The following is a 24,950-nucleotide window of genomic DNA, read 5'->3' on the forward strand; positions in this document are numbered from 1 at the left end:
TCATACAAACCAGCAGTTAATTTCGCCCAGCGGACCATAGTCCGCACGAATTTGATCCCCGGACCGTACCGGGACCGGCGCAGTAAATGAACCGGATAACAAAATCTGTCCGGGCTGCAGGGCAACTCCATGTGGCGCAAACCGTTTTGCGATCCAGCATATGCCATTGGCCGGATGACCCAGCACGGCCGCCGCGAGCCCGGTTTCCTCAATCGTGTCATTCCGGTACAGAATACTGCCGCACCAGCGCATATCGATTTCGTCAGGCGAAAAACGCCGGTCCGCCATAATGATGCCGGCATTGGCAGCATTATCGGCAATGGTATCCATAATCGTCCGGGTGTAGCCGGTGTCCGGATCCGTACGAAAACTGCGGGCCGCAATCAGTTCCAGCGCAGGCACCACGTAATCGGTGGCAGCCAACACATCTTCGATGCTGAGATTCTCACCCTGCAGGGTTTTGTTAAGCACAAACGCCAGCTCCACCTCAATGCGTGGATCGGTAAACTGCTCATGGGGAATACGACTGCCGTTGGCAAACTGCATGGAATTCAGCAGCACACCAAAATCCGGAGAATCGATGTTCATGGCCCGCTGCATGACCCGTGATGTCAGGCCGATCTTGTAACCGATCACCGGATCACCATCAGCTACCTTACGCTCAACCCATGCGGATTGAACCGCATAAGCATCCTCCATATCCATCTGCGGATGAGCCTGCGTCAACGGTGCGATCTGTACACGTTTTTGTTCCGCCTCATACAACTGCCGGGCAGCCGTCTGTATCTGCTGTTCAGTAAGTGTCGTCACGTGGCTGTCTATCCTAAAGAAAATCCTGAATGTTGTTTTTATTGTATTTATACACCGGTTCCAGCTCTTTCATCTCAAACGACATGGCGACACCGCGATGACGAAAGCATTCGCCAAAGTGCTGCTCATATACACGAAATAAAACACTGGCAGCCAGCTCTTTTTCGGACTCGCTGCGACCACCGCCAATCAGTACCGTCAGATGAACAAACATATGTTCCGGATTGCCATCGGCAATACGAAAATTCTCACATCTGTATGCCCGGCTGCGGATTCCTTTATACGGAAATATACCGGTATCAAGAGCACAGCCATGGAGTTTTTCAAACAGCGACGATAACGCCAGAACATCATTGGCAATATTGTCTGAGTATTCAAGAATAAAATGTGCCATATCGGTTACCTGCGCGACTCACTCGCCAATCCGGGGGATTTTGTGTGTACCATGGGCCATGCACACATTCTTGGTTTCCATATAGAAATCGAAACTGTAATCACCGCCGTCACGACCGATACCACTCATTTTGATACCGCCGAATGGAGATGGCAGATTGCGATTATTCTCGGAGTTGATCCACAGCATGCCGGTTTCGATCTGTCTGGCCATGCGCAAACTGCGAGCCTGATCGTTGGTCCAGACATACGCCGCCAGGCCATAATCACTGTCGTTGGCCATGTTCACAGCCTGCTCTTCGGTGTCAAAACTGATCGCCGTCAGCACCGGCCCAAATATTTCCTCGCGGGCCACCCGCATCGTATTGTCTGCCTCAGTAAATAATGTCGGCGTAACATAGTTACCATCATTACTTACATGGTCCGCCTGGTATTTCTGCCCACCTACGGCAATACAGGCGCCTTCTTTTCGGGCGATATCCATATAACTCATGACTTTGTCAAAATGACTGGGATGGATCAGAGGACCGACTTCGGTTGCAGGATCAAGGGGATGACCAACAGTCAGGTTGGTTACCCGCTGCCGCAACGCGGACAGAAAACGCTCGCGAATGCCGGACTGTACCAGCAGCCGACTGCTGGACGTACAGCGCTGGCCATTCAGGCTGTAAATCATAAATGTCACAGCATCCAGCGCCCGGTCAAAATCGGCGTCATCAAATACAATGACTGGATTTTTGCCGCCCAGCTCGAAATGCATGCGTTTCAGTGTGGCGGCCCCCTGCGCCATAATGTGAGAGCCGGTGACCGATTCACCGACAAACGCCACCGCCTTGATAGCCGGATGCTCCGTCAATCGCTTGCCTGCCTCTTCGCCAAATCCATTGATCATGTTCCAGACGCCATCGGGCAACCCTGCCTCGTGCGCCACATCGGCCAGAATTGCGGCACTCAATGGACTGAACTCAGCCGGCTTATGAACGATGGTACAACCGGCCGCCAGAGCCGGTGCAATCTTCCAGGTCGATAACATAAACGGGGTATTCCACGGGGTAATAACCGCCACCGGACCTATCGGTGAACGCAGGGTAAGATTGGTATGTTCCGGCTGATACAGCGCCTGGCCATTGGCGGCTTCCACTGCCCGATCAGCAAAAAAGCGGAAATTGGCAGCACCACGAACAGCCGCCTGACGCATGAACCTGAGCGGCTGGCCACAATCCATACTTTCCACCAGGGCAATCTCGTCGGCCCGTTGCACCAGTAAATCGGCAATACGGTGCAAAATCTTCTGCCGCTCCGCGCCACTGACATTGCGCCATTCGGAAAAGGCAACATGGGCCGACTCACAGGCATGATCCACGTCTTCTGCCGTCGCAATGGCCACCTGACCCAGCACCGTGTTATCAACCGGAGTGAGATTATCAAACGTCCGGGATGTATCCGGAGCGGTCCAGTTGCCAGCGATAAAGTGTGTGGTCGGGTGTTCTCTGAAGCGTTGTAAATAAGTTTCGGCGCGGGAAAGGTTTTCACTGAAAGCGGACATCTTTAGTTCCTCCTGAATTCTTTAAAAAATGTAATGCGTTAAGTTTTTTATGTCAATCAATCCAAAAAGAGATCCCAATCTCTATCCCATTATCTACCCAGGGAACTCACATTTCCCCCGCACAAACCTTTAAAACCAGACTCTAAATTATAAAACTTCGCTTTAAGCCAGACTGAAATTATTCATAATCTGACGTTTACAACTTAACGCGTTAATTATATTCTCAACTCATCATCAATCAGATATCAGGTCCGGACATGCGCTTCGCAACATATCGACATCATCATCAAAGCCACTGGGGCATGGTTATCAGCGACCCCGCCGGTGACCGGGTGGCAAAACTGGATCACGTGGCCCCGAGTCTGAAAGCCGCCATCCAAGCCAATCTGCTGAGCACCATTGAAACCCGGGACCTCAATACCATTCCCATCGATGAAGTCACGCTGCTGCCGCCGATCGATGCACCGGAAAAAATCTTCTGTATCGGAGTTAACTACGCCAACCGCAATGCGGAATATAAAGATGGCAGCGATGATCCGATCAAACCGAGCGTATTCATACGCCTGGCGGACTCCTTTACCGGACACAAACAACCCCTCATAAGGCCGCCGGAATCCATCCAGTTGGATTACGAAGGCGAGATTGTCGTGGTGATCGGTAAAGCCGGGCGGCGTATTAAACGGGAGCAGGCATTTGAGCACATTGCCGGCCTAACTCTGATGAATGAAGGCACACTGAGGGACTGGGTGCGCCATGCGAAATTTAATGTCACACAGGGGAAAAACTTTGAGCGCTCCGGCTCCATCGGCCCCTGGATGGTGACAGCTGATGAGTTTTCTGCTAAAGCTCTCGAACAACTGCAACTTGAAACCCGTGTCAACGGTGAAGTCCGACAGAGCGACAGCACCGCCAGCATGATGTTTCCAATTGCATTCATCATTGAATATTTATCAACATTTTGCACGCTCAGACCCGGGGACATTATCGCCACCGGAACCCCCAATGGAGCCGGAGCCCGTTTTGATCCACCGCGTTATCTGAAACCCGGAGATGTCGTAGAGGTTTCTGTGGCCGGCATCGGCACATTGGTCAATGGCGTGATGGATGAGGAGCTTTAGAACACTGTGAGAGAATTTCGCCGATCATTACCCATGTCGTTACTGAAAGCCAGGGAAGCGGTGATGAAAAAGTTCATCCCCCACCTCAAGGCACAGGATCTTTCGCCACAGCAATGGCGGGTTCTGAGGGCATTGTTTGATGCCGAGGCAGGAGAAATGGAAATGACCACCCTGGCGGACCAGTGTTATCTGTTGATGCCCAGCCTGTCGCGCATCATTCAGTATCTGGAAAAACGGCAATTGATTCAGCGTCGTACCTCTGAGCTGGATATGCGTCGCTCCATCATCAGCCTGACACCGGCCGGAACCGATCTGGTGAACCTTATGGCACCACAATCGGAAGCACGCTATCAATACATCACCGAGGTGTTTGGTTATGGCAAGCTGGAACTGCTCTATGAATTACTGGATGAGCTGACCGACAAACTCTCCAATGCGGAATTCGACAACGGCGATGACAAAAAAACAAAATAAGCTGTTGCAGCACCAATGCCCATCCGGCATTGGACTGCTGTTCTGAAGCCTCAGGACAGCCCAGAAATCTCTGATAGACAGCCGGGTAAATACCGGCCGCTTTGCCAACAGAACAACAATAACAGTCGTTCAGACTGGAGGTCGCCTTTTTGCCGGCGATCCGCCATCACGACAGAGAACACAGCGAGGAGTGCCAGAGCATGAAACATTACAACCTGACCATTAATGGCGAAACCAAAGATCACCATGATTACTTTGACGTCATCAATCCGGCAACCGCAGAGCCATTTGCCCGCTCAGCCAAAGCAGACGCCGCTGACGTTAACCGGGCGGTGGCTGCAGCCAGTAACGCATTTGCCAGCTGGAGTACCACTCCGATGGCAGAACGAAGTAATTTGTTGCATCAGGTGGCGGCATTGGTGGAACAACACATGCCGGAATTGATGGAACTGATCGTTCAGGAAACAGGCAAGCCGTTGAACGGTCTGAATGGTGTCGGAGCCGGCATGGAAGTGGGGGGAGCGGCTGCCTGGATACATGTCAACGCTGACGTCACACTGCCGGTTGAAGTCATTCAGGACAACGATGATGCACGGGTGGAAGTCCACCGCAAAGCGTTGGGTGTCGTGGCATCCATTACTCCATGGAACTGGCCACTGTTGATAGCAGCGTGGCATCTTACTCCGGCATTACTGGCGGGTAACACGGTGGTCATCAAACCATCACCATTCACCCCGATCACAACAGCCCGATTCGTTGAACTGGCCAATACGGTTCTGCCTCCCGGTGTGTTAAACCTGATCAGTGGCGGGCCGGAACTCGGGGCCACTCTGGTGGAACATCCGGATGTCGCCAAGATCGTCTTTACCGGCTCCACCACAACGGGAAAACACATCATGCGATCAGCCGCCACCGATCTGAAACGCCTGACGCTCGAACTCGGCGGTAACGATGCCGGAATTGTGCTCGATGATGTCGATCCCAAAGCCGTTGCCGCCAGACTGGTGTCTGCCTGCTTTCATAATAACGGACAAACCTGCGCCGCGCTGAAACGCCTCTATGTACCCTCCGGCATTTATCATCAACTGGCACAGGAAATGGCCGACCTGGCCGCTAAACTGATCGTTGGCAACGGTCTGGCGCAGGGAGTCGATCTGGGCCCGGTACAGAATGAACGGCAACTGCAAATTGTTATGGATCTGGCAGAGTCAGCCCGCCAGGATGGTGGTCATTTTCTTTGTGGTGGCGAACGAATCGACAGCAAAGGTTATTTCTACCGGCCGACCATTGTGACAGGTTTGAGCAACGGCCACCGTCTGGTGGATGAAGAACCTTTCGGCCCGATTGTTCCCATCATCGAATATCAGGATCTGGAGCAGGCCATAGCCATGGCCAACGACAATCCATGTGGACTGGGGGCATCAGTCTGGTCCACCGATACCGCCCGCGCTCTGGCAGTTGCCACCCGGTTGCACTCCGGCTCGGTCTGGATCAATGAACACGGAGCAGTGCAACCGGATGCACCGTTCGGCGGTGTCAAACAATCCGGGTTCGGAGTTGAGTTCGGTCACCATGGACTGGCGGAGTTCAGCGCAATCCAGACCGTTAAAATCATGAAATGAACGGAGTCACTGGATAGCATGGGCAGGCCATGGTGACTACCGAACCGCTGACATCGACACCATATCCAAAACCATGATCCCATTGCGCCCATTTTGAAGATAACCAAGAACGGGTGTTGCAGAAAACGACCCACCGGATACCCGGTTGTTACCTGAAAAAACAGCCTGACAACAGGTATCCGGACAGTCCGGCGGCAAATACACCCCATTTGGCAGCCATGACAGCTGCACCATAAACAAACACTATCCGTGATACCAACAGGGGTTGAATTAGGACGGTGCAACAACCTGAGAGTCCGACCATCACGCAGGACCAGGACGGCAAACGGCCATGATCACAGCAGACGATCTTCGGGGAATGGCTTATTTTTTGCACAACGGGTAGTTAGCGGGACATGTATCGGTGGGGAGCATCCGATGACCATGTAAAGACTGAAGTCGTTTTCATTGGAGGGGATGATGATCTCAACTATCTACGAATCATTACCTGATGTCATTCAAAGTATCGGCCGGCAGGACTTTTATCACCAGATTGTTCATGCGCTCAGTAAAGTGGGGGTAACATCCACGCGGATTTTTGATTATTCCCTGGAGCAAGAACCGGTCCTCATCCACGGTGAACAAAACGGGAAAACGGCCGAACTCGATGAAGAATACTGCACTGAGGCCTATCGTCTCGATCCGTTTTTCAATGCGATAAAACGGAGAGTGGCAACAGGAATCTATACTCTGGAGAGTGTCACACGACACAATTTCAAGGACTCAGATTACTACCAGCGCTTCTATCGCAAAGTGGGCTGGCAGAATGAGACCAACCTGATTGTCAACTATGAAGCCGGCAAGGCCATCAGCATCAGCTTCACCTTCGCTCAAGACGAACCCATACTGTTGCGTCAGGAATTCACCACTTACTTTCACTCTCTGAACGCCGCGGTTTACCAACACAACATTCTCCCCGGGCGCACCGTCAATGCACTGGAAACCAACACGGTTATGGCGGATCAGAATCCGTGCGACTACGAAAACTATGGTTTAACGCGGCGCGAAGCGGAAATCGTGCAGCTGATTCTGGAGGGCAATCCGTCCCCGATCATTGCGCAAAAATGTTTTGTCTCCAATGGCACCGTCAAAAACCATCGCAAGAATATCTATCGCAAGCTCGGTATCAAATCCCAGTGCGAACTGTTCCATAAGTTCATGCAATAACCCGGACATATACCCTTCGCGGTCACATGGGCAGTCACCCAACTCATCAATTTACGGCCCCGGGGCACTATTACCCACTCAATGGCAAATAAGCATCACGGGGTCTTGAGTTCATCCGTCAGGATTTTACACTGCAGTATCACTACAACCTGTTAAAGAGAAAACCATGAACAATTTCACCGGCTCTGAGCGTTACATTGCCAGCCAGGAACTGCGCCTCGCGGTTAATGCGGCCATAACACTGGAGCGCCCATTGCTGGTCAAGGGTGAACCCGGTACCGGCAAGACCATGCTGGCGGAGGAGATTGCTGCCAGTCTGGGCATGCCTCTGGTCCAGTGGCACATCAAGTCCACCACCCGGGCCCAACAGGGGCTCTATGAATATGACGCGGTATCGAGACTGCGCGACAGCCAGCTTGGTGACGATCGGGTTCACGAGATCCGCAACTACATCAAACCCGGCAAACTGTGGGAAGCGTTCACTGCTGAACAGCGATCAGTGTTGCTGATCGACGAAATTGACAAGGCTGATATCGAGTTTCCCAACGATCTGCTGGTTGAGCTTGATCGCATGGAATTCCATGTGTATGAAACCGGAGAAACCATCAAAGCCCAACAGCGCCCGGTGGTCATTATCACCTCCAATAACGAAAAGGAGCTGCCCGATGCCTTTCTGCGTCGCTGCTTTTTTCACTACATCCAGTTTCCCGATGCCGATACCCTGAAGGCCATTGTCGACGTCCATTTTGCCAGTATCGAGACGGACCTGGTCAGCGATGCCCTGCGGATCTTTTTTCAGGTTCGCGAGGTCCCCGGCCTGAAAAAACCACCGTCCACCTCGGAGTTGATTGACTGGCTCAAGTTGCTGGTCAGTGACCGGCTGGCAGCCAATGTGCTGAAAGAAGGCGGTATTCGTGAGGCTCTACCACCGCTGTACGGTGCATTATTGAAAAATGAACAGGATGTCCAGCTGCTGGAACGGTTGGCGTTTATGAGTCGCCGCTGATGCTGATCCGCTTCTTCTCCACCTTGCGTCAACATGGCCTGAAAGTCACTCCCAAGGAGTTGCTGACTCTGCATGAAGCATTGCGAGCAGGACTGAGCCGTTTTGATATGGATGAGTTTTATCTACTGGCACGCTTGTGTCTGGTCAAGGATGAGACCCAGTACGACCGATTCGATCAGGCGTTTCAGCATTTTTATCAGGGCCTGGAAGCCATGCCGGATCCACTGGGCAGTGAGATTCCGGCCGACTGGCTGCGTCTGGAACTTGAACGCCATTTCAGCGCGGAAGAACGCGCCCGAATCGAAGCCATGGGTGGACCCGAAGCGCTCATGAAAGCATTAGAGGAGCGATTGAAAGAGCAACAGGAACGCCACCAGGGCGGTAATCGCTGGATAGGTACCGGTGGAACCAGCCCCTTTGGCCATGGAGGTTATAACCCCGGCGGGGTTCGTATAGGCGGGCCGGGCGGCCAGCAACGGGCCATAAAAGTCTGGCAGCAACGGCAATACCGCAACCTGGATGACAGTACAGAAATCGGTACCCGTAACATTAAACTGGCACTGCGCAAACTGAGACGCTTCGCCCGTACCGGTGCGCATGAAGAACTCAACCTCGATGACACGATTCGCTGCACCGCGCGTAATGCCGGCCTGCTCGATATACGTACCCAACCGGAACGACATAACGCCGTTAAAGTACTGGTGTTCTTTGATATCGGCGGTTCAATGGACAGTCACGTAAAGGTCTGCGAAACATTGTTTTCGGCCTGTCGCAGTGAGTTCAAGCATCTGGAGCATTTCTATTTCCATAACTTTATTTACGACCACTTGTGGAAGGATGCGCACATGCTGCGTCATCAGAGCATTGCTCTGGAAAACATCACCCGAACCTACAGTCCGGATTATAAGGTGATATTCGTTGGTGATGCCTCCATGGCACCGTATGAAATCAGTGCCGCCTACGGCAGTATAGATTTTATGAATACCCGTCCGGGCAGGGTCTGTTTTGAACACCTCAAACAACACTTCGCTCGCAGCGTCTGGCTTAATCCAACCCCGGAGCCCTACTGGCACTATACCCAAACGATTGGCACTATCCGACAATTGATGGAAGGACGAATGTTTCCGCTGACCGTTCAGGGACTGGATAAAGCAATCGCCTGCCTGCTCGGAAAAAACAACACCTACACAACCGAATAATAGTTTTGACCGACGACAGAAACGTCAATAGTGCAAATCCTTCAAACCATATTTTTCGGACACCCGGTGCGCTTCCAGAAACTCCTTTGCCGCCAGTGCCGGTTTTGTAACTGCTGCAGATACTGAGGATGGTTTTCCAGCTCCTGGTAGTCAAGCTCATCATTATCAAGCTCAGACAACCGACGCAGGTATTCGATGGCCTGGGTATAATATTGGGACTGCTCCATATTAAGAATGCTGTCAAGCAGCGCCCGATAACAGATAACCATGGCCAGAGCCTGTTGATGCTGTTCAAATGAAACCAGCCAATCGCGGATCATATGTTTATCAGATAACTGAACGTAATTGCCGGCAGATACCAAAACTTCCGCCGCTGTCTGCACATTACCGATCAGCAGCAGCATGTTGATTGCGTCATTGGCATCAGTCATCTGCCGGGCCAGTATATTGACCGTTTCCTGAATCAGAGGAAGCTCTTCCGCTGAAGCAATCTTCCAGTAGGCAACGAGACGAGAATAGCTGGGATCCGCTTCAAACTCACTGCGCAAACCCTGTTTAATCTGATCGACATCGCCTTTGGCCTGTAACAACTGGAGCGTGAATGCCCGATGCTGTTCACCGGAAGTATCCCACCCTGGCTGATCCAGCCAAAACCGGGCGCGCTCGTAATTTTCGATATCAAGGGCAAACTCTACAACACTGCTCATTTGGGCTTGAGTTGCTTTGTCATTCCCCAGGAAAGTGGCTGACTCAAATAGCGAGATATCTGTCAGTGCTTCAGCCACAGACTTAAGACCATTGACAGCGAGAGAGACATTGCGATTTAAACCCAAAAGGCCCGGAAAATCACTCGAATCAAGACTCACGGCCCGTTGCAGCTGATGTTCGAATCTCCAGGCCAGCTGCCTCAGCTCTGCCTCGCTCAGCAGGACATAACTATGACTGATAATATCGTCATAACATCCATAATCATTATGGTCGAAATAAAACAGCACTTTGGCCACCCAATCCACATTATCCTGTGAAGACTTACTACGTACCTGGGCAGCTACATCCAGCCATACATCTATAGATCGCTTAAAAAAACGGCTGATTTCGCCATCAGAATCATCACAGTGACTGCATATGTCCTCACAGCTGTCCAGCAAAACTTCCAGCAGCATCAGCGCTTTGCCCTCGTGCAGCTGACGCATGCGGGTATTAATGTCATTAAGCAAAGCCTGTAGCTCTTCAACGAAACCATATACGGACTGCCAATCGATAAATTCACTTTCTGAGGCATAAGAACGGATTTGCCGATAGATGGAATTAAATACTTTTTGAGTTTCATCACCATCCTGATCTATCAGAACTTCTTCAACATACTGATCGATAATGTCGTTTATGTATGAATATTTTCCATACAGTCGCAACAATAAGCATGACAATTGCCGTTTACTTAAAAATCGAAGAGCTTTTTCAATACTCACAACACACTCCCATACCTTTCGTTACGACCATAAGAATCATAATCCAAGAAACTCTTATGACCACAGCATTTACTTTTCTGTCACATAAATGACGACACAAATCCTGACATCATATAAAACTGACAATACAGGACAGATAAGATACCACTACTACACAGCCGCCTCACACCAACCACCCATCCGAAAAATGACAATTATCAAAAAAGGACGCACATTAAGCATTAATCGCCAGGTATTCAATGATAGTGTAAAAAATAGGGTCTATTTGTGTTGCTGCCATACTAGTGAACTTTTTCAAGGGAACATTTTCAGCAGAAATGCTTACCTACTGTCTGTCATACTCCCTGGACGTAATAATCCGTTTTTTGGTTTTAGAGACTTTCCATATAGGATGCCCGTTTTGTCCAGGACTTATGGATATTGTTGTTACTGTTGTTCGTAAATTTTCACTTTAATCGTGCGTCCATACCGTTACCAGATGTCTCTGACTCGTTCTCCATGAATCCAAAAAAACGAATGATACTGGTTTGCCTTAAAAAGGTTCCCTCAGACAATTCCTTTTACAAAGAGCAAAACCAAAAACAAAAAACAGCCAGTAAATAAGCGGAATAACGGGAAACTGGTTTTATAAAAAGACATTCCTATCGGCCAACTGATCATAGCAACTATCAATTCATTATTATTTTTATATGAATACACACAATTATAGTATCTTTCTGACTCTCTCCGAAACAAAAAAACGACACAATCGAGCCGTATAGCCTGGATTCGATTTTTTTCCATTTTTTTCTTTTATCTGTCACCCAAAAATTTTTTGAGCAAGGCTCAAAGAATTTTCACTACAGTAACATCAAGGTAAGTTACTATCATGGCGATCCATGAGTCTTTTGGTATCCGCTATTTTAAAATTATCCACAACGTCATAAACAAAACGTTCTTCGAATCGGCATCATGCAAGAACATGATACTCCGCTTAATATCACGCTTTAACATGGCTGACCACATTTTGCATTGTACGGATCATCTTAAAAAATACCTAATCTCTATTAAGATTTGTCACAATTGCCAATATGTAAAACGTTTCAGCACAAAATAGTTATCATAAACTGATAATTCATTTGCATATCAAGCACAAAATTTCAACCAACTCTTATTCACACGGTTAAGTTCAGCCACACGATTGTGTCAAACAGTTTCAATTAAAATAAAACAGCTGAGTTCAATAAACCGATAAACCTGCACACCAATGACAGAACATATTGATACACTATTAACCAGGTAAGTATTTATGTCGGGTTAATAGAACTCTCAGTCTAGATCTAAAACCGGATTAAAACCATGAAAAATCCCGTACTGAAATCTAAATATATTACCCAATAAAAAGTTATCATGATCACATGCAAGACGCTGACCCATAGTGATACAAAATAAGACTCTGATGACTGAATAAGTCCTGCATAGCGAAAATATTATCAGTGTAAGAAATCGATTTGGGAAAACCCATGAGGCGTCCAAAATGTGCAAACCTTGTTTCAGGCTTTATGTGGCACAGATACTACATTTAATGTACTAGCGGTCTATTCACGGCAGGTTTGAAGTAAAGTGTATTCAACGGGAGCAATAGATAAAATCCCCGGAATAATGTTGGCGATGAATTCAGGGCAAGGCGAAAATCTATAACCAATACATCGGGAACGGATTTGGACTGCTCTGCAGCCAATGACTGTGGCCCAGTATGTGCTTAGCCCAAAGTGGAAGTTTATAGATCTTGAATGAGCATTTTGCGAAAAGATTTTACGCTGTATTCACAATACCCATAAAAACCAATAATCCGCTCGACAACATTATTCATAAGTTCATTTAATTAACGATAGATGGTATGCAACTGAGGTATCCATCGGCTTGCCATAAAATCAATTGCCAGCATAATGATCATTGTCGCCGCTGCCACTGGAAAAAGCACTGACAACGGCAATAACAAGCATGTCGCATGCTGCCATCGCCGAAGGTTTTCGGGCATCGGAGATGCACCAAGAATTAATGACTTACCGGGTCTTCTTCGCCACCAGAGGAAAACGCCAGTCACGATTAGCAGAATCATCAGACTGGTGGCGATCTCAATCATCCAGTCTCCGGTCAATCCCAACATACCAGTATCCGTTCTGCGACCGGATCAACAAACACCCAGAAGTCTTCATCCTGATGGCTCATGGCGTCATGATGCCCCTGAGTGAGATAGAGGTACTTGATAGTGGCGTCCGGGTAGTGGTCTGTCACCAGTCTGGTCTGCGCTTCATAGCTCATGGAGCCATGCCGATCATACGACTGGTAAAATAGATCGGCATGAAGCCACTTTTCCAGTTTCGGTGCATACAGCATCATCAGCCCCGTGACTGATAGCATGATCATAAAAGGGACGACATATAACCCCCGCTTAAAAATGCCACCGCCATATGGATAGATAAAACGACTTACTATTATTCATTACACAATACTCACCGCTGCCGCTGTCACAGCATGTCCAAAGTTAAATTTCAAATATCAAAGAGACGAAATCACATGAAAATCAAACAGAAAATGAGTTTTGGGGAGGCGCGTGGGCAAAGTAATGCGGAAGAATATCTGCAGAGATGACCGTTACCAACGACAACGGAACCAGCTGAGAAATATGATTAATACCAGATATCAGAACAGTATCGTGGGTATCCAGCAAAAAGTGGACCCATGAACAACCCGGGTGTGAAAGTCTGGAAGCGCAGTGTTGGGTTTGGTGTTCGTCCTCCAACAGAACAATCTTGACACCGTAAACAGTGCACAGCTGCACCAGCCGGCCATTAATTGCACCATAACCATTGACCAGAGGTATGGCGAAATAAGCAAGCCAGGCTGCGCCGGCGTAATGTTATAGAAACGGTAAGTCATCAACTGATCACAACATGAACGAATGACACAATATTTATACAAAACTTTTCCTGTCAGCCATCAAAACCTGGCAGTTTCGATTTTATGTCAGAAATATGAACGACATGCTTAATCGTATCGAACACTACGGGTATGATGCTGCTGAATATTCTATCAATGGAGTTGAACTTGAAGCGTTCCTTTAAAGTTGTCGGCAGCGGTATCTATCTGCCAGGAGCCCCCGTCCTATCGACGGTGCTGGATGAGCGCCACCACCTCGCCAGAGGCACCATCGAAGCCCGTTGCGGCGTCTCTGCCCGTCATTATGCGGAACACCAAAGCGCCTCTGAAATGGCACAGACAGCTCTTGATGCTGCACTGCGTCAGGCCGGTCTGACATTTGCGGATGTCGACACTCTGATCGCCGCATCCGGTACCATGGAGCAGGCGATTCCATGCAATGCGGCAAAAATACTGGCCCGTTATCCGCATAACCATGGTACTACCGCATTTGATATCAATATGACTTGCCTCAGTGCCTTGATGGCCATGGAAACAGCCGCATCCATGTTGCTCTCCGGGAATAACCGCGTGATCGCCATTGTCAGCAGTGACATCGCATCGGTTGGTTTGAACTGGCAGCATATCGAAACCGCAGGTCTGTTTGGTGATGGTGCTGCGGCATTGATTGTTCGTGCCGCGCCACAGACCAGCAGCACCCTTGACGGCTCATTGTTTCGTACTTACCCCCAAGGTGTTGATTATTGCCAGATCGCTGGCGGTGGCAGTCTTTTCCACCCGAGCAAAGTATCCGATGATTATCATCCTTACGGAATGTTTCAGATGCAGGGCAGAGACCTTTATCGGTTAACCGCCAAGGTCATCGGCAGTTTTATTGATGAACTGTTAAATAACCATAATACCACTCTCGATCAGATTGACTGGGTGGTTCCCCATCAGGCAAGTGGCGCTGCACTTGAACATCTGATCAAGCGATTGTCTGTCGACCCGGACAAAGTTGTCCAGCTGTTAGCTTCCCGGGGAAACCAGATAGCCGTTTCGTTGCCGGCAGCGCTACACGAACTGCTGACAACCCGTTCAGTCAAAACCGGCGACCGGATCATGATGATAGGAACATCTGCCGGCCTCAGTCTCGGCGGAGTGCTGTTAACGCTATGAACCTGCAATTACTGCATGTTGGCCATTGCTTCCACCCGGAAGCCATCATTACCCGTGGAGGTTCCTGGAAAGCACAACAATTTCCAGCCATTGTCGGATTATTCAAACATCCCAGGCTTGGCCATGTTTTGTTTGATACCGGCTACGCCAAACGGTTTTTACAGGCCACCCGACCTTTTCCCCAACGATTCTACCGCTGGCTGACCCCTATGCATCTGTGTGATAAACAACAGTTGCTGACACAATTAAAAGACCGGGGAATTGAACGCGATGACATTCGTCATATTTTTGTTTCTCACTTCCATGCGGACCATATCGCCGGACTCCTGGACTTCCCCAATGCCACGTATATCTGTTCACGCAGTGGACTGCAGTCCATGCGCCAGCGAACAGGTATAAACGCATTGATAAAAGGTTATCTGAGGGATCTGATGCCAGAAGATTTCGAGCAAAGGGTGCGTTTTATTGAAGCCAGCCCGGAGTACCAGCTGCCGGTTAATATGGCACCCTTCAGCCGGGCCTATGATATTTTCAATGATGGTTCATTTCTGGCCATCGAACTGCCTGGGCACGCTTTTGGCCATTTTGGGTTGCTGACGGCTATTGGAAATGACAGTGTCTTTCTGATTGGAGATGCCTGCTGGACAGAACAAACGCTGATCACAACCAGTCGTCCTCATCCACTGGCCAATCTTGTGCTCAGCGATAAATATCAGTATTACGACACCATCGACAGACTTGCTCAACTCTATGGTTACAATCGATCCATCCGCATAATACCCAGCCATTGTATGAACAGTTATGAACGCTTTTGTGCCCATTACCATTAAACGTTTAGTTGCTTTTGTATACGGCTATTATCAGGGAAAAAGAGGCCCCGGGCGTTCACATGCAAACCTGAACCAACGTCAGCAAACATTATTTGAACGCCTGAAACAACGAACACTGGTACGGACAAAATGGTACCATTCGCTGATCGACAAGCCGTTGTCCGAATTCCCCGTCATAGACAAAACCACTTTTTTACAGCATTTTGATGCTATCAATACTGTTAATCTGACGCTGGAAGTATGTGAACGACATGGCCTGGATGCAGAACGCCAGCGTGACTTTTCCAACGATTTGGGACAAGTGTCCGTGGGACTCTCATCAGGTACGAGTGGACAAAGAGGCATATTTCTTACCAACCCGATCGAACAGGCGGAATGGGCCGGTTTTATTATTGCCCGCAATCTGCCACTGCGACTCAGGCGTCAGCGGGTGGCGTTAATCCTGCGCTCCAATAACAAATTATATGAGGCATCCCGAGGGATACTGCTGCAGTTTCGCTTTTTCGACCTGACCAAACCATTAATCAGCCTCACCACAGCTCTGGAGCAATATAACCCGGATATTCTCATCGCCCCGGCAACTGTATTGGAACAGTTGGCGGGTAGCAATATTGTCATTCATCCACAGAAAATCATCTCAGTTGCAGAAGTACTCGAAGCAGATGTCAGGGAACGTGTCACCGAAAAATTCAGAGTCTCAGTGGATGAAATTTATCAATGTACGGAAGGTTATATTGCATCAAGTTGCAAATTTGGCCGGATGCATCTCAATGAAGACGTCCTGATTATCGAAAAAGAATGGCTGGATCAGGAAAGCCGGAGATTTGTTCCCATAGTTACTGATCTGCGCCGCCGCAGTCTGCCACTGGTACGTTTTCGCCTGGATGATATTCTGGTACATGATCCGGAACCATGTCCCTGCGGCTCCAGTATGGCGGTTATTGAAAAAGTGGAAGGCCGTTGTGATGATATCTTATGGTTACCTGACAACCAAAATCGTTGGCATGCAATCTTTCCGGATCTGATACGCAGAGCAATGATGTTGTGTAGTCATTGTTACGATCAGTACCAAATCGAACAGTGGTCTGACAGTTGGCGCATTTTTGTGGCAAGCAAGCAGATGAATGTCGCCCAGGTCAATATTTATAAACAACTGAAAACGTTGGCCGAATCTCAAAACAGACAATTGCCAAGGCTTGAATTTCATAACTGGATACACCAATCTAGTGCCCTGAAGTTCAGAAGGGTTGCCTGTAAGGAAAAACCACCAATCAATAGGGAGACAGTATGACCAAAATTCTGGTAACGGGTGCTTCCGGTTTTGTTGGCAGCACTTTCATGCAGCGTTTTGCTGCACATGATGACCTTGAGTTATTTGGGGTAGCGCGCCGTGCTATGCCGTGGAGCAACTATGCTCAGGTGGATCTGGCCCAGGGACTGAACATCGATTTCAAACCTGATGTAGTCGTCCATGCGGCAGCCCATGTCTCCCCCTGGGGAACTGAGCAGGAATATCACCGCAAAAATGTTACCGCGACGCAGGAGGTCATTCGTTTCTGCGAACAAAATGAATGCCCCCGGTTGATTTACCTTTCCTCCAGTTCGGTGTTCTATCGCGACGAACCACAGTTCAATATCACTGAAGACTCCCCGATTGGGCCGGAATTCATCAGCTGGTATGCCGCCAGCAAATACGCCGGTGAACAACTGGTCAGCAATTATCAGGGAGAACATGTCATCCTTCGCCCGAGAGCTGTTTTTGGTCCGGGTGATACTGTGTTGTTTCCACGGATACTACGGGCAGCTCAAAAAAACCGTCTGGCGCTGCTGACAGGCGAAGGACAACCAGCCGTAGGTGACTTTATTTATATCGAAACGCTGTGTGACTATATACTGACGGCTGCGGTTAAACCGGGCCTGCATGGCGCCTACAATCTTACCAACGCTGAAACCGTCGAGTTTCAGTCACTCTTGCTGACCATTCTTGATCGCCTGGGTCTGCCTCGTCCCACCCGCCGGTTAAAGGTCACCACAGCCATGCGAATTGCCGGTTGGCTGGAAAGGCTGTATCGGGTTTTACATCTGTCCGGAGAGCCTCCGGTAACGCGCTACAGCATCAGTGTCTTTGCACACAGTAAAACCTTTGATCCCAGTCGTATGCTCAGAGACCTCGGTCCACCCTCTATATCACTCTCTGAAGGCATAGACAGGTTTGTCACATGGCAACGACAGCATGCTTGATACCGTTAGACCGTGTCGACCAACAATGGCCTGGCCGGGCGCGTACCGTAATGAGTATCCGGCATCATATGGATATTAAGAGATGACCACGACGACACACCTTTTTCACCCATTTTGCACACTGGCATCGCCGTTTTCAGCGGTTGTTTGGCCAAGGCTTGATCTGAGATATCCACCATGGCTTTAGGTATTGCATTTCTTACCGGACAACCCCACCTGGATTCATGCTCTCTCAGCCAGGATCAGCAACAGTTTGCCCAACAACTGATCCGTCGGGGTGTCCACCTGGAACCGCTGAATTTTCCTTATCGGGAAGGAATGAAGCCTTACCGCCAACAGTCACCGGTCGCAACCGCTTTGACGCTCAGCTGGCAATATCTACGCTCACGCACCCAACAATTCAGCGATAACTACAGCGCCTGTCTTCGTGATCTCATCAATAAACATCCCCGAACATTGTTTCTGGCAGGTCACTGCGGACTGGAGTTTCTAAACAATATTGAACTGCCGGAATCCTGCCATCACCGTATTCACGTTCTCGCATATGGCCCGATAGCCCGTTGTCGTCTGAACTATCCCACCATGCTGGTGCAGGGACGACGGGACTGGATATCAAAGATTTTCTTTTCTGACACGGATTTCCAGATTCAGTGCGGGGTTTCCGATTACCTTCGCAGTCCTGAGTTGTTACAACTGGCCAGGTTGAAGATCGATAAATTATTACAGGACATCCCCACGCCAGCTCCGCAGAAACCTGTCAGCTCTATAAGCTGATCACCGGCCACTCACATTCATTCAGCCAGAAAGTAGCTGTTTTGCTGGCCGGCGAAATGCTGCTGCACAAAATCGACAAACACCCGTTGTTGATTGGGAATATATTTCGAACGGGCATACTGCATCATCACACATCCCTGATAACGCCCTCTCAACTGCCAGTCGGGTAAAACCCTGATCAACTTTCCCGCCAACAGGTAGTCAGTGACGGTAAATTCAGGAAAAACCGCAATACCCAACCCCTGTAACGCGGACTCACGGCGAATTTCCGAGTGATTCACGGCAATAGGACCATCAACAGCAACCGCCACCTTATGGTCGTGCTGATAAAACTCCCAGGTCAGATCGTCAGCTTCCTCGCCAATTCTGATGCACTGGTGGTCCTTGAGCTGTTGCGGCTCTGTGGGTGTGCCATGACGAGCCAGATAATCCGGGCTGGCACACAACAACAACCGGCTGTTAATCAATGGTCTGGCCACCAGACCGGGTACTGGAGCATCCGTAATGGTAAAAATCACATCCACCTCATCACTGATCGGATCGATAAAATGGTCCACCACCTTGAAATGCATGCTGACTTTTGGATGCTCACGGACAAACTCCAGCACCAGAGGCGTCAAAACCCGTCGGGCAAACGCCTTTGGTGCCGCGACTCTCAGCAAGCCCACTACTTCGCCGGTTTTGGCCTGGGCGGCACTGGCAGCGATACGAGCCGACACCAGCATGCTCTGGCACTGCTGGAACACTTCTCTGCCGGCTGTACTCAAATTCAAACGCCGGGTCGTGCGCTCCAGCAGACGAACCTGTAATGCTGCTTCCAATCTCGAAACTGAACGACTGACGGCCGATGGAGACAAATTCAGGCGTGCAGAGGCTGCTGAAAAACTACCTGCTTCCACCACGGTCACAAGAATTGCCATATCCGGTAATAAATTAATCAATTGATTGGTGTTCATGACGCAAAAGTCCTGTGCGTATAACCAGAATTATCTTCACCACTATATAGAATTATGCTGGGTTCTGGGAATACAGACAGGAGCCCCTCTTACCATGACCATGATTACCTCCACACATTCCGGTCTCGGCCGGGCCGAGCTATCTCTGTTACTGGTGGCCATTTTCTGGGGGACCAGCTATGGACTGACACAGACAGCATTGTCCTATGCGCCAGTCATGTTATTTATCGCAATCCGTTTTTTGCTGACCCATCTGGCGCTAGTGCCCAGAATGCTGCGCGAATTCAAACAGGGCCGGAATCCTGACTGGATCGTCGCCATTCCAACAGGTTTGATACTTCTGGCGATTTTCAGTTGCGAGGTGACCGGCGTTGCACATACCAGCGCTGCCAACGCTGCGTTTCTGATCAGTCTGAACGTTTTGATGACGCCTTTTGTTGAATATCTGTTCACTGGCACCCGGCCTGATTCCAAAACGTCGGTATTGGCATTATCAAGCGTTCTGGGGGTCTATGGCCTGACCCGAGAACATGGTTTGACCTGGTCACTCAACAGCGGCGACTGGTTAATAATAGCGGCGGCGGCATTGCGCGCAGTCATGATCACCACGGTTAAACGCCTGATGAAGGATCGACAACTGGCAACAGCCAGCCTCACCGCACTGCAAGCTTTGATCGTAGCGACTGGCGCGATTGTTTTTCTTCTCTGCTTTACGGAAAAAAGGGTAATTACGATACCACTGGAACCTCAGTTCTGGGGGATCATGCTATATCTGGTCGGATTCTGTACATTGTTTGCTTTTTTCGTTCAAAACCGGGCCGTGCAATATACTTCTGCCAGCAAGGTGGCGTTATTGATGGGTAGTGAACCACTGTTTGGAGCACTGTTTGCGGTTATCTGGCTAAATGAAAGCCTGAGTCTGACTCAGGCTTTTGGCGGATTGTTGATTACGTTTAGCACCGTACTGGCAACACGACGTTAGCCGGTTAATAACACTCTGCCAGGCTCGGCCACTTCGAATGCCTGTTCCTTCACCGACTGGCGCAATACCAGATCAGGTTTAAAGATCCGGTTAATGTCACATTTCTGATGCTGACTCAGACTGATTGCAAGCTTGGCTGCCTGCTGCGCCATACGGCTGATAGGCACCCGGACAGTCGCGAGTGATGGCTGAAAATAACCCGCCAGCATGACATCATCATACCCCACAACAGAAACATCATCCGGTACTTTCAATTGATATTCCTGTAATCGCCGGATTGCACCAATCGCCATTAAATCATTACCGCATACCACTCCGGTAAAGGGCAGATTGCGCTTCAGAATCCGACTGATCGCCTTGGCACCTGATGATTCGTTGAAATCGGCTTCCACTATGCGGTCTTCACTGAACCTCAGGCCATACTCTTCAATGGCGCGTCGAAATCCCTGAAACCGCAACCGGGCATCTGGCTTGAATAACGGTCCGGTAAGACACACGAGCTTTCTATGTCCTCTGTCCAACAGGGATTTCGCTGCCAGATACCCCCCCTGTTCGTTGTCCATCGCGATACAGTTTTTAGCCAATGCCGGAATATAGCGGTTAATTAATACAACAGGTGTCTTTTGTGCCTGAACAAAGCCAATGATTTCCTCATCGCTCATTGCATCCAAATGCAATATCAGTGCATCACAATGATGTTTCAATAAAAAATGAATGGCTTCACGTTCCCGCGAAAGATCGCCATGGCCATTGGTGACCATCATCTGGCGCCCCTCCTGCCTGAGGATATCTTCAATACTGTGCATCATATCACCAAAGAAGGGACCAGACAGGTCACTGACAACCAGACCCACAATATTAGAGCGAAATGAATCAATTGATCCTGGTGTCTTATTTGACCGATAGCCAAGTTCATTAATTGCATCCAGGACTTTTTCGCGCGTTGCTTCTGCGACCCACTTTGAGTTGTTTATTACTCTGGATACAGTGGCAATAGAGACTTTTGCATGTTTAGATATTTGACGAATGGTAGCCATGATTTTTCTTGCTCTTTTAACTGGTTACACTGATTGAATCAGGCAAATACTACCCAAACTAATCTTCGTCCTTCCACAATGGGTATACCTTTAATGTTTCGCTTGATACTGTATTTTCCCTGGCAGTCCCATAACGGTCTGTCAGATGACCCCATAAACTCTATCAACCAATGAAGACATTTATGTACAGTCGGGTTATCGCAGTTGCGATTACTATGGTGTTATTGTTATCTCATAAATATTCCTGCTTGTTATACGAATAATTGCAGTATGATTCAGCCTGTTTTTTTTGCAAGGCGGATCAATTGTTTCGAGAACTGTAGCACGACTGTTTAAAGATGCTTTCCACAGTACTCATTCTTTGGCATGACCTACATAACAAACTTTTCATTAAATGACTCATCAGCTTTTTTTTGAAATAAGTTGTTAACCAGATATCGTTTTAAAAAAACCGGTTTCCGGCATATCAACCAATGCACTTAAGGAAAATATCCATTCAAAAAAAAGGAGCACATTAATGCTCCTTTTTAATGTCACTCTCAGCCATTACTGCGCTGGCGGTCCGGCAGGCTGGTCAAGTGGCGGATAGGCGTTCTCCAACAGAACCTGAAAGCCCTTAGAGAACCAACGACCAGCATGCGGTGCGTCTGCCAGAGCCCCAGTACCGACATTTGGATTGTCTGTATTGTTGCTGGCCGGGTTACACATGGGATCATGCTGTTTAGCTGGATCATCTGGATCCTGTTCAAAGTCAGGATCAGCGACACCATCAGACTCCCCTGGTGGTTTTACCCATACAAAAGCGTCTACTCCGGGATACGGATCAGCCCAAGGCTTATAGCCAATACCACCGGACTGGTTACACCAGTTTCCACGATGATAACGGCGATCAATACGCGAATCGTTCACATAAGTATTGAGATCAGATGAACTACTGACACTACCAGGCCGGCCAGTTCCACCCCAACCGTTACGGCCGGTATCAATCAACATACCAATTGTGCTCGGCGCGCCTTTGGCAATCATCTTGTTACGGAATTCCTGTGCGTAACTTTTCTCATCAAAATAAGAATTCCATTCGTAGAAGTTGGAAGACCTGACAGGCTGACCGCCCACATTCAGATTCGGATTCGTCAGGTATGCCTCAACAGTTGGCGTGTAGTTGGCAGTATTGGTAATAAATCCAGCAATGCTGCTCCAGCCTTCATCAGTTCCCGTCACCACTCCTGCAATCAGGTCCACCGCCGGACCAAAGTTGCTGTCCCAGCCGAGCCAGCCAGAGTGCGCTGCGTCAACGTAGGCGTATACGTTATCGATCGGTGCCAGTGCATTAAGTGCATAGGTAATACCCTCACGGTAGCCATCATCACCATTGGCTTCCTGACAGGCAGGCACGTCAAGATTTGTCACCAGATTTGGCAGTGAGTCAATTTCGATAATGGCGACAATGCGAATGTTCTGATAAGCGGGATCCGACACAATTTCTGCAATTGGATCAATATATTCAGCTTTGTAGCGGGCCATACCACCCTCGGCAATCAAAAGTTCACCGTTGGAGGCCAGTGCGTTACAGTCACGATTCGGCAGGTCATAAACCACGAACATGAACATGTTGGCACCCTGTACCAGCGCTTCGTTCAGATGATCACGCAGACCCATCGCGGTTGAAGTGCCTTCAATCGCAGCAATTCGGTCCATCCAGACGGCTGTATTGATGTCTGCAATCGAAGCACCACCTGGTTCAGCGGCCGCTTTGGCAGACCATTCGGGGTTGACATACCAGACCGCATCACGGAATGGGTTATCGACCCGAGCGGCACCACTGGAGCCATCTGTCACGGTGATAGTGGTTGAGGCCTGATCACTGTCCTGCCCGTCACTGACGGTAACGGTGACCACATATGATCCTGGATCAGAGAACAGATGGCTGGGAGTCGGTCCTGTTCCCGTAGAGCCGTCACCAAAGACCCAGCTATAGGTCAGCGGATCATTATCCGCATCGCTGGAACCACTGGCATCGAAGGCTACCACCACAGGTGCTTTGCCACCGCGAACATCGCTGCTGATTACTGCGTTCGGCGGTGTATTACCCGTTTCAGTGGTCACCGCGATATTGACACTGGCCGTGTCTGTCAGCGAACCATCACTAACGGTCACAACAGCGGTATAATCACCTGCTGCGGAGTAAGTATGTGCAGCGGTGACGCCAGCACCCGTGGTACCATCACCAAAGCTCCAGCTGTATGTCAATGCATCACCATCAGCATCGGTTGAGCCGCTGGCGGAGAAACTGACGGCCAATGGAGCATTGCCAGTAGTTGGAGTTGCCTGGGCAGCTGCAACTGGAGCGTGATTGGTCGGAGTACCTCCACCACCACACACGCTGCCGGTTACTGTTGGTATCTGAGCGTTCGCACCGGTAGAGCCTTTGGTACCCTGGAATCCGAACTCTGCACTCTGGCCCACGGAAATATTGCCGTTCCAACCCAGATTGGTTGCAGTGTAAGGATTGGTACCGGTTACATTTGCATTCCAGCTATTGGTCATCCGGGAGCCATCAGTGTACTCCCAGCCAACCTGCCAACCGTTAATGGCACTGTTGCCGTCGTTTTTAATTTTGATTGTTGCAGTAAAGCCGGTATTCCATTCACTGTTTACCAGATACTCACAGGTTGCCGCCTGAGCCGTGGTTCCGTAAATGGCTCCGATCGTCAAAATGGATGCTATGGCAAAATTGCATCTTCGATTTGTCATAAATTTGTTCCCATTGATCTATGCGATTCTTAATGAGTGCGTTATTCCTTACTCAACTACGAATGCCGTAATAATCTCGCGTAGTTTGCGGTCTCTGATGACAATATTTTTAAAATTGAATGTCAGCAGATCGATGTCCATTTTTTTGCTGTGTCGTTAAGCCAGATTCAAGAATACGTAACCAAATACATCAGTTTCAGCCAAAACTCTGACGAACGTTTTTTTCTATATCAATATCGCCAGAGCGACTATTTTTTTAATTACGTTTTTTGGAAACTTCCTGGACGTATTTGTTAATCGACCTCAAAACAATAGACAGAAAAGCAGCCGACGAAAATGGTAACAACGTAAAAACCTGCCTCTCTTAATCTGTTCAAAACAATTGAACAGAGAAGCCAGATCATTAACTAAAACTCATCATTGAATTCTAAATTCAAGAAAATGAAATTTTTT

The 24,950-nt window shown here is 49.1% G+C and carries 21 protein-coding genes; 12 read left to right on the forward strand and 9 right to left on the reverse strand.

Annotated features, from left to right (window positions below; all coding sequences use genetic code 11):
* From hpaH to hpaE, 3 genes are read right to left on the reverse strand one after another with little or no spacing between them, the layout of a single operon-like run.
* Entirely contained in the window at positions 1-810 is an 810-nt protein-coding gene (gene hpaH, locus YC6258_RS25425) for a 2-oxo-hept-4-ene-1,7-dioate hydratase (protein ID WP_044619358.1), read from the reverse strand.
* A 13-nt stretch (positions 811-823) separates the two neighbouring features.
* The gene (locus YC6258_RS25430; protein WP_044619359.1) at positions 824-1,204 is read right to left on the reverse strand and encodes a 5-carboxymethyl-2-hydroxymuconate Delta-isomerase; all 381 of its coding nucleotides are present in this window, start codon (positions 1,202-1,204) and stop codon (positions 824-826) included.
* 18 nt (positions 1,205-1,222) lie between these two features.
* Complete coding sequence (gene hpaE, locus YC6258_RS25435; protein WP_044619360.1) at positions 1,223-2,749, reverse strand: 5-carboxymethyl-2-hydroxymuconate semialdehyde dehydrogenase; 1,527 nt, start codon at positions 2,747-2,749, stop codon at positions 1,223-1,225.
* A gap of 257 nt (positions 2,750-3,006) precedes the next feature.
* Between hpaE and YC6258_RS25440 the strand changes: the two genes are divergently transcribed.
* The 6 genes from YC6258_RS25440 (at position 3,007) to YC6258_RS25470 (ending at position 9,374) form a co-directional block, all read left to right on the forward strand.
* On the forward strand, positions 3,007-3,867 hold the full coding sequence (locus tag YC6258_RS25440) for a fumarylacetoacetate hydrolase family protein (protein WP_044619361.1): 861 nt from the start codon (positions 3,007-3,009) through the stop codon (positions 3,865-3,867).
* A gap of 6 nt (positions 3,868-3,873) precedes the next feature.
* Positions 3,874-4,341 (forward strand): homoprotocatechuate degradation operon regulator HpaR, encoded by a 468-nt coding sequence (gene hpaR, locus YC6258_RS25445; protein WP_044619362.1) that lies wholly within the window; start codon positions 3,874-3,876, stop codon positions 4,339-4,341.
* A gap of 200 nt (positions 4,342-4,541) precedes the next feature.
* On the forward strand, positions 4,542-5,963 hold the full coding sequence (locus YC6258_RS25450; RefSeq protein WP_044619363.1) for an aldehyde dehydrogenase family protein: 1,422 nt from the start codon (positions 4,542-4,544) through the stop codon (positions 5,961-5,963).
* Positions 5,964-6,422: 459 nt separating this feature from the next.
* A complete protein-coding gene (locus YC6258_RS25460; RefSeq protein WP_044619365.1) occupies positions 6,423-7,169 on the forward strand; it encodes a helix-turn-helix domain-containing protein in 747 nt (248 codons plus the stop codon).
* 166 nt (positions 7,170-7,335) lie between these two features.
* A complete protein-coding gene (locus YC6258_RS25465; protein WP_044619366.1) occupies positions 7,336-8,175 on the forward strand; it encodes an AAA family ATPase in 840 nt (279 codons plus the stop codon).
* A complete protein-coding gene (locus tag YC6258_RS25470; RefSeq protein WP_044619367.1) occupies positions 8,175-9,374 on the forward strand; it encodes a vWA domain-containing protein in 1,200 nt (399 codons plus the stop codon). The genes YC6258_RS25465 and YC6258_RS25470 overlap by 1 nt, the downstream gene beginning before the upstream one ends.
* Before the next feature lie 41 nt (positions 9,375-9,415).
* On the opposite strand, the gene YC6258_RS25475 is transcribed toward YC6258_RS25470, so the two are convergent.
* The 3 genes from YC6258_RS25475 to YC6258_RS31230 form a co-directional block, all read right to left on the reverse strand.
* Positions 9,416-10,843, reverse strand: a complete 1,428-nt coding sequence (locus tag YC6258_RS25475; protein WP_044619368.1) for a DUF6880 family protein — start codon at positions 10,841-10,843, stop codon at positions 9,416-9,418.
* Between the two features lie 1,864 nt (positions 10,844-12,707).
* Positions 12,708-12,992, reverse strand: coding sequence for a PepSY domain-containing protein (locus tag YC6258_RS31225; RefSeq protein WP_044619369.1), 285 nt, complete (start codon positions 12,990-12,992; stop codon positions 12,708-12,710).
* Positions 12,980-13,324, reverse strand: a complete 345-nt coding sequence (locus tag YC6258_RS31230) for a PepSY domain-containing protein (RefSeq protein WP_342670662.1) — start codon at positions 13,322-13,324, stop codon at positions 12,980-12,982. Before YC6258_RS31230 ends, YC6258_RS31225 begins: the two co-directional genes overlap by 13 nt.
* A 609-nt stretch (positions 13,325-13,933) precedes the next feature.
* Between YC6258_RS31230 and YC6258_RS25490 the strand changes: the two genes are divergently transcribed.
* The 5 genes from YC6258_RS25490 to YC6258_RS25510 all read left to right on the forward strand — a co-directional run bounded on the left by YC6258_RS25490 (position 13,934) and on the right by YC6258_RS25510 (position 18,768).
* Positions 13,934-14,923, forward strand: coding sequence for a 3-oxoacyl-ACP synthase (locus YC6258_RS25490; RefSeq protein WP_044620424.1), 990 nt, complete (start codon positions 13,934-13,936; stop codon positions 14,921-14,923).
* A complete protein-coding gene (locus YC6258_RS25495) occupies positions 14,920-15,753 on the forward strand; it encodes an MBL fold metallo-hydrolase (protein ID WP_044619371.1) in 834 nt (277 codons plus the stop codon). Before YC6258_RS25490 ends, YC6258_RS25495 begins: the two co-directional genes overlap by 4 nt.
* Positions 15,725-17,044 (forward strand): F390 synthetase-related protein, encoded by a 1,320-nt coding sequence (locus YC6258_RS25500; protein ID WP_052830580.1) that lies wholly within the window; start codon positions 15,725-15,727, stop codon positions 17,042-17,044. The genes YC6258_RS25495 and YC6258_RS25500 overlap by 29 nt, the downstream gene beginning before the upstream one ends.
* A complete protein-coding gene (locus tag YC6258_RS25505; RefSeq protein ID WP_044619372.1) occupies positions 17,041-17,994 on the forward strand; it encodes an NAD-dependent epimerase/dehydratase family protein in 954 nt (317 codons plus the stop codon). The genes YC6258_RS25500 and YC6258_RS25505 overlap by 4 nt, the downstream gene beginning before the upstream one ends.
* A 177-nt stretch (positions 17,995-18,171) precedes the next feature.
* Positions 18,172-18,768 (forward strand): hypothetical protein, encoded by a 597-nt coding sequence (locus YC6258_RS25510; RefSeq protein WP_044619373.1) that lies wholly within the window; start codon positions 18,172-18,174, stop codon positions 18,766-18,768.
* 17 nt (positions 18,769-18,785) lie between these two features.
* On the opposite strand, the gene YC6258_RS25515 is transcribed toward YC6258_RS25510, so the two are convergent.
* Entirely contained in the window at positions 18,786-19,724 is a 939-nt protein-coding gene (locus YC6258_RS25515; RefSeq protein ID WP_044619374.1) for a LysR family transcriptional regulator, read from the reverse strand.
* A 94-nt stretch (positions 19,725-19,818) separates the two neighbouring features.
* Between YC6258_RS25515 and YC6258_RS25520 the strand changes: the two genes are divergently transcribed.
* A complete protein-coding gene (locus tag YC6258_RS25520; protein WP_044619375.1) occupies positions 19,819-20,706 on the forward strand; it encodes a DMT family transporter in 888 nt (295 codons plus the stop codon).
* Here the strand turns inward: YC6258_RS25520 and YC6258_RS25525 are convergent.
* Both YC6258_RS25525 and YC6258_RS29320 read right to left on the reverse strand, forming a co-directional pair.
* On the reverse strand, positions 20,703-21,743 hold the full coding sequence (locus YC6258_RS25525; RefSeq protein ID WP_044619376.1) for a LacI family DNA-binding transcriptional regulator: 1,041 nt from the start codon (positions 21,741-21,743) through the stop codon (positions 20,703-20,705). The two genes, YC6258_RS25520 and YC6258_RS25525, sit on opposite strands and share 4 nt — an antisense overlap.
* 546 nt (positions 21,744-22,289) lie before the next feature.
* Positions 22,290-24,497, reverse strand: a complete 2,208-nt coding sequence (locus tag YC6258_RS29320; RefSeq protein ID WP_082070898.1) for a glycoside hydrolase family 6 protein — start codon at positions 24,495-24,497, stop codon at positions 22,290-22,292.
* Positions 24,498-24,950 lie beyond the last annotated feature (453 nt).

The organism is Gynuella sunshinyii YC6258 (assembly GCF_000940805.1).
GTDB lineage: Bacteria > Pseudomonadota > Gammaproteobacteria > Pseudomonadales > Natronospirillaceae > Gynuella > Gynuella sunshinyii.

Excerpts from the sequence above, each read along its gene's own strand:
- YC6258_RS29320 (WP_082070898.1), bottom strand. The coding sequence starts at position 24,497 with ATGACAAATCGAAGATGCAATTTTGCCATAGCATCCATTTTGACGATC.
- YC6258_RS25500 (WP_052830580.1), top strand. The coding sequence starts at position 15,725 with ATGAACGCTTTTGTGCCCATTACCATTAAACGTTTAGTTGCTTTTGTA.
- YC6258_RS25505 (WP_044619372.1), top strand. The coding sequence starts at position 17,041 with ATGACCAAAATTCTGGTAACGGGTGCTTCCGGTTTTGTTGGCAGCACT.
- hpaE (WP_044619360.1), bottom strand. The coding sequence starts at position 2,749 with ATGTCCGCTTTCAGTGAAAACCTTTCCCGCGCCGAAACTTATTTACAA.
- YC6258_RS25520 (WP_044619375.1), top strand. The coding sequence starts at position 19,819 with ATGACCATGATTACCTCCACACATTCCGGTCTCGGCCGGGCCGAGCTA.
- YC6258_RS25430 (WP_044619359.1), bottom strand. The coding sequence starts at position 1,204 with ATGGCACATTTTATTCTTGAATACTCAGACAATATTGCCAATGATGTT.
- YC6258_RS31225 (WP_044619369.1), bottom strand. The coding sequence starts at position 12,992 with ATGTTGGGATTGACCGGAGACTGGATGATTGAGATCGCCACCAGTCTG.
- YC6258_RS25515 (WP_044619374.1), bottom strand. The coding sequence starts at position 19,724 with ATGAACACCAATCAATTGATTAATTTATTACCGGATATGGCAATTCTT.
- YC6258_RS25450 (WP_044619363.1), top strand. The coding sequence starts at position 4,542 with ATGAAACATTACAACCTGACCATTAATGGCGAAACCAAAGATCACCAT.
- YC6258_RS25470 (WP_044619367.1), top strand. The coding sequence starts at position 8,175 with ATGCTGATCCGCTTCTTCTCCACCTTGCGTCAACATGGCCTGAAAGTC.
- YC6258_RS25465 (WP_044619366.1), top strand. The coding sequence starts at position 7,336 with ATGAACAATTTCACCGGCTCTGAGCGTTACATTGCCAGCCAGGAACTG.
- YC6258_RS25460 (WP_044619365.1), top strand. The coding sequence starts at position 6,423 with ATGATCTCAACTATCTACGAATCATTACCTGATGTCATTCAAAGTATC.
- YC6258_RS25440 (WP_044619361.1), top strand. The coding sequence starts at position 3,007 with ATGCGCTTCGCAACATATCGACATCATCATCAAAGCCACTGGGGCATG.
- YC6258_RS25510 (WP_044619373.1), top strand. The coding sequence starts at position 18,172 with ATGGCTTTAGGTATTGCATTTCTTACCGGACAACCCCACCTGGATTCA.
- YC6258_RS25525 (WP_044619376.1), bottom strand. The coding sequence starts at position 21,743 with ATGGCTACCATTCGTCAAATATCTAAACATGCAAAAGTCTCTATTGCC.
- YC6258_RS25495 (WP_044619371.1), top strand. The coding sequence starts at position 14,920 with ATGAACCTGCAATTACTGCATGTTGGCCATTGCTTCCACCCGGAAGCC.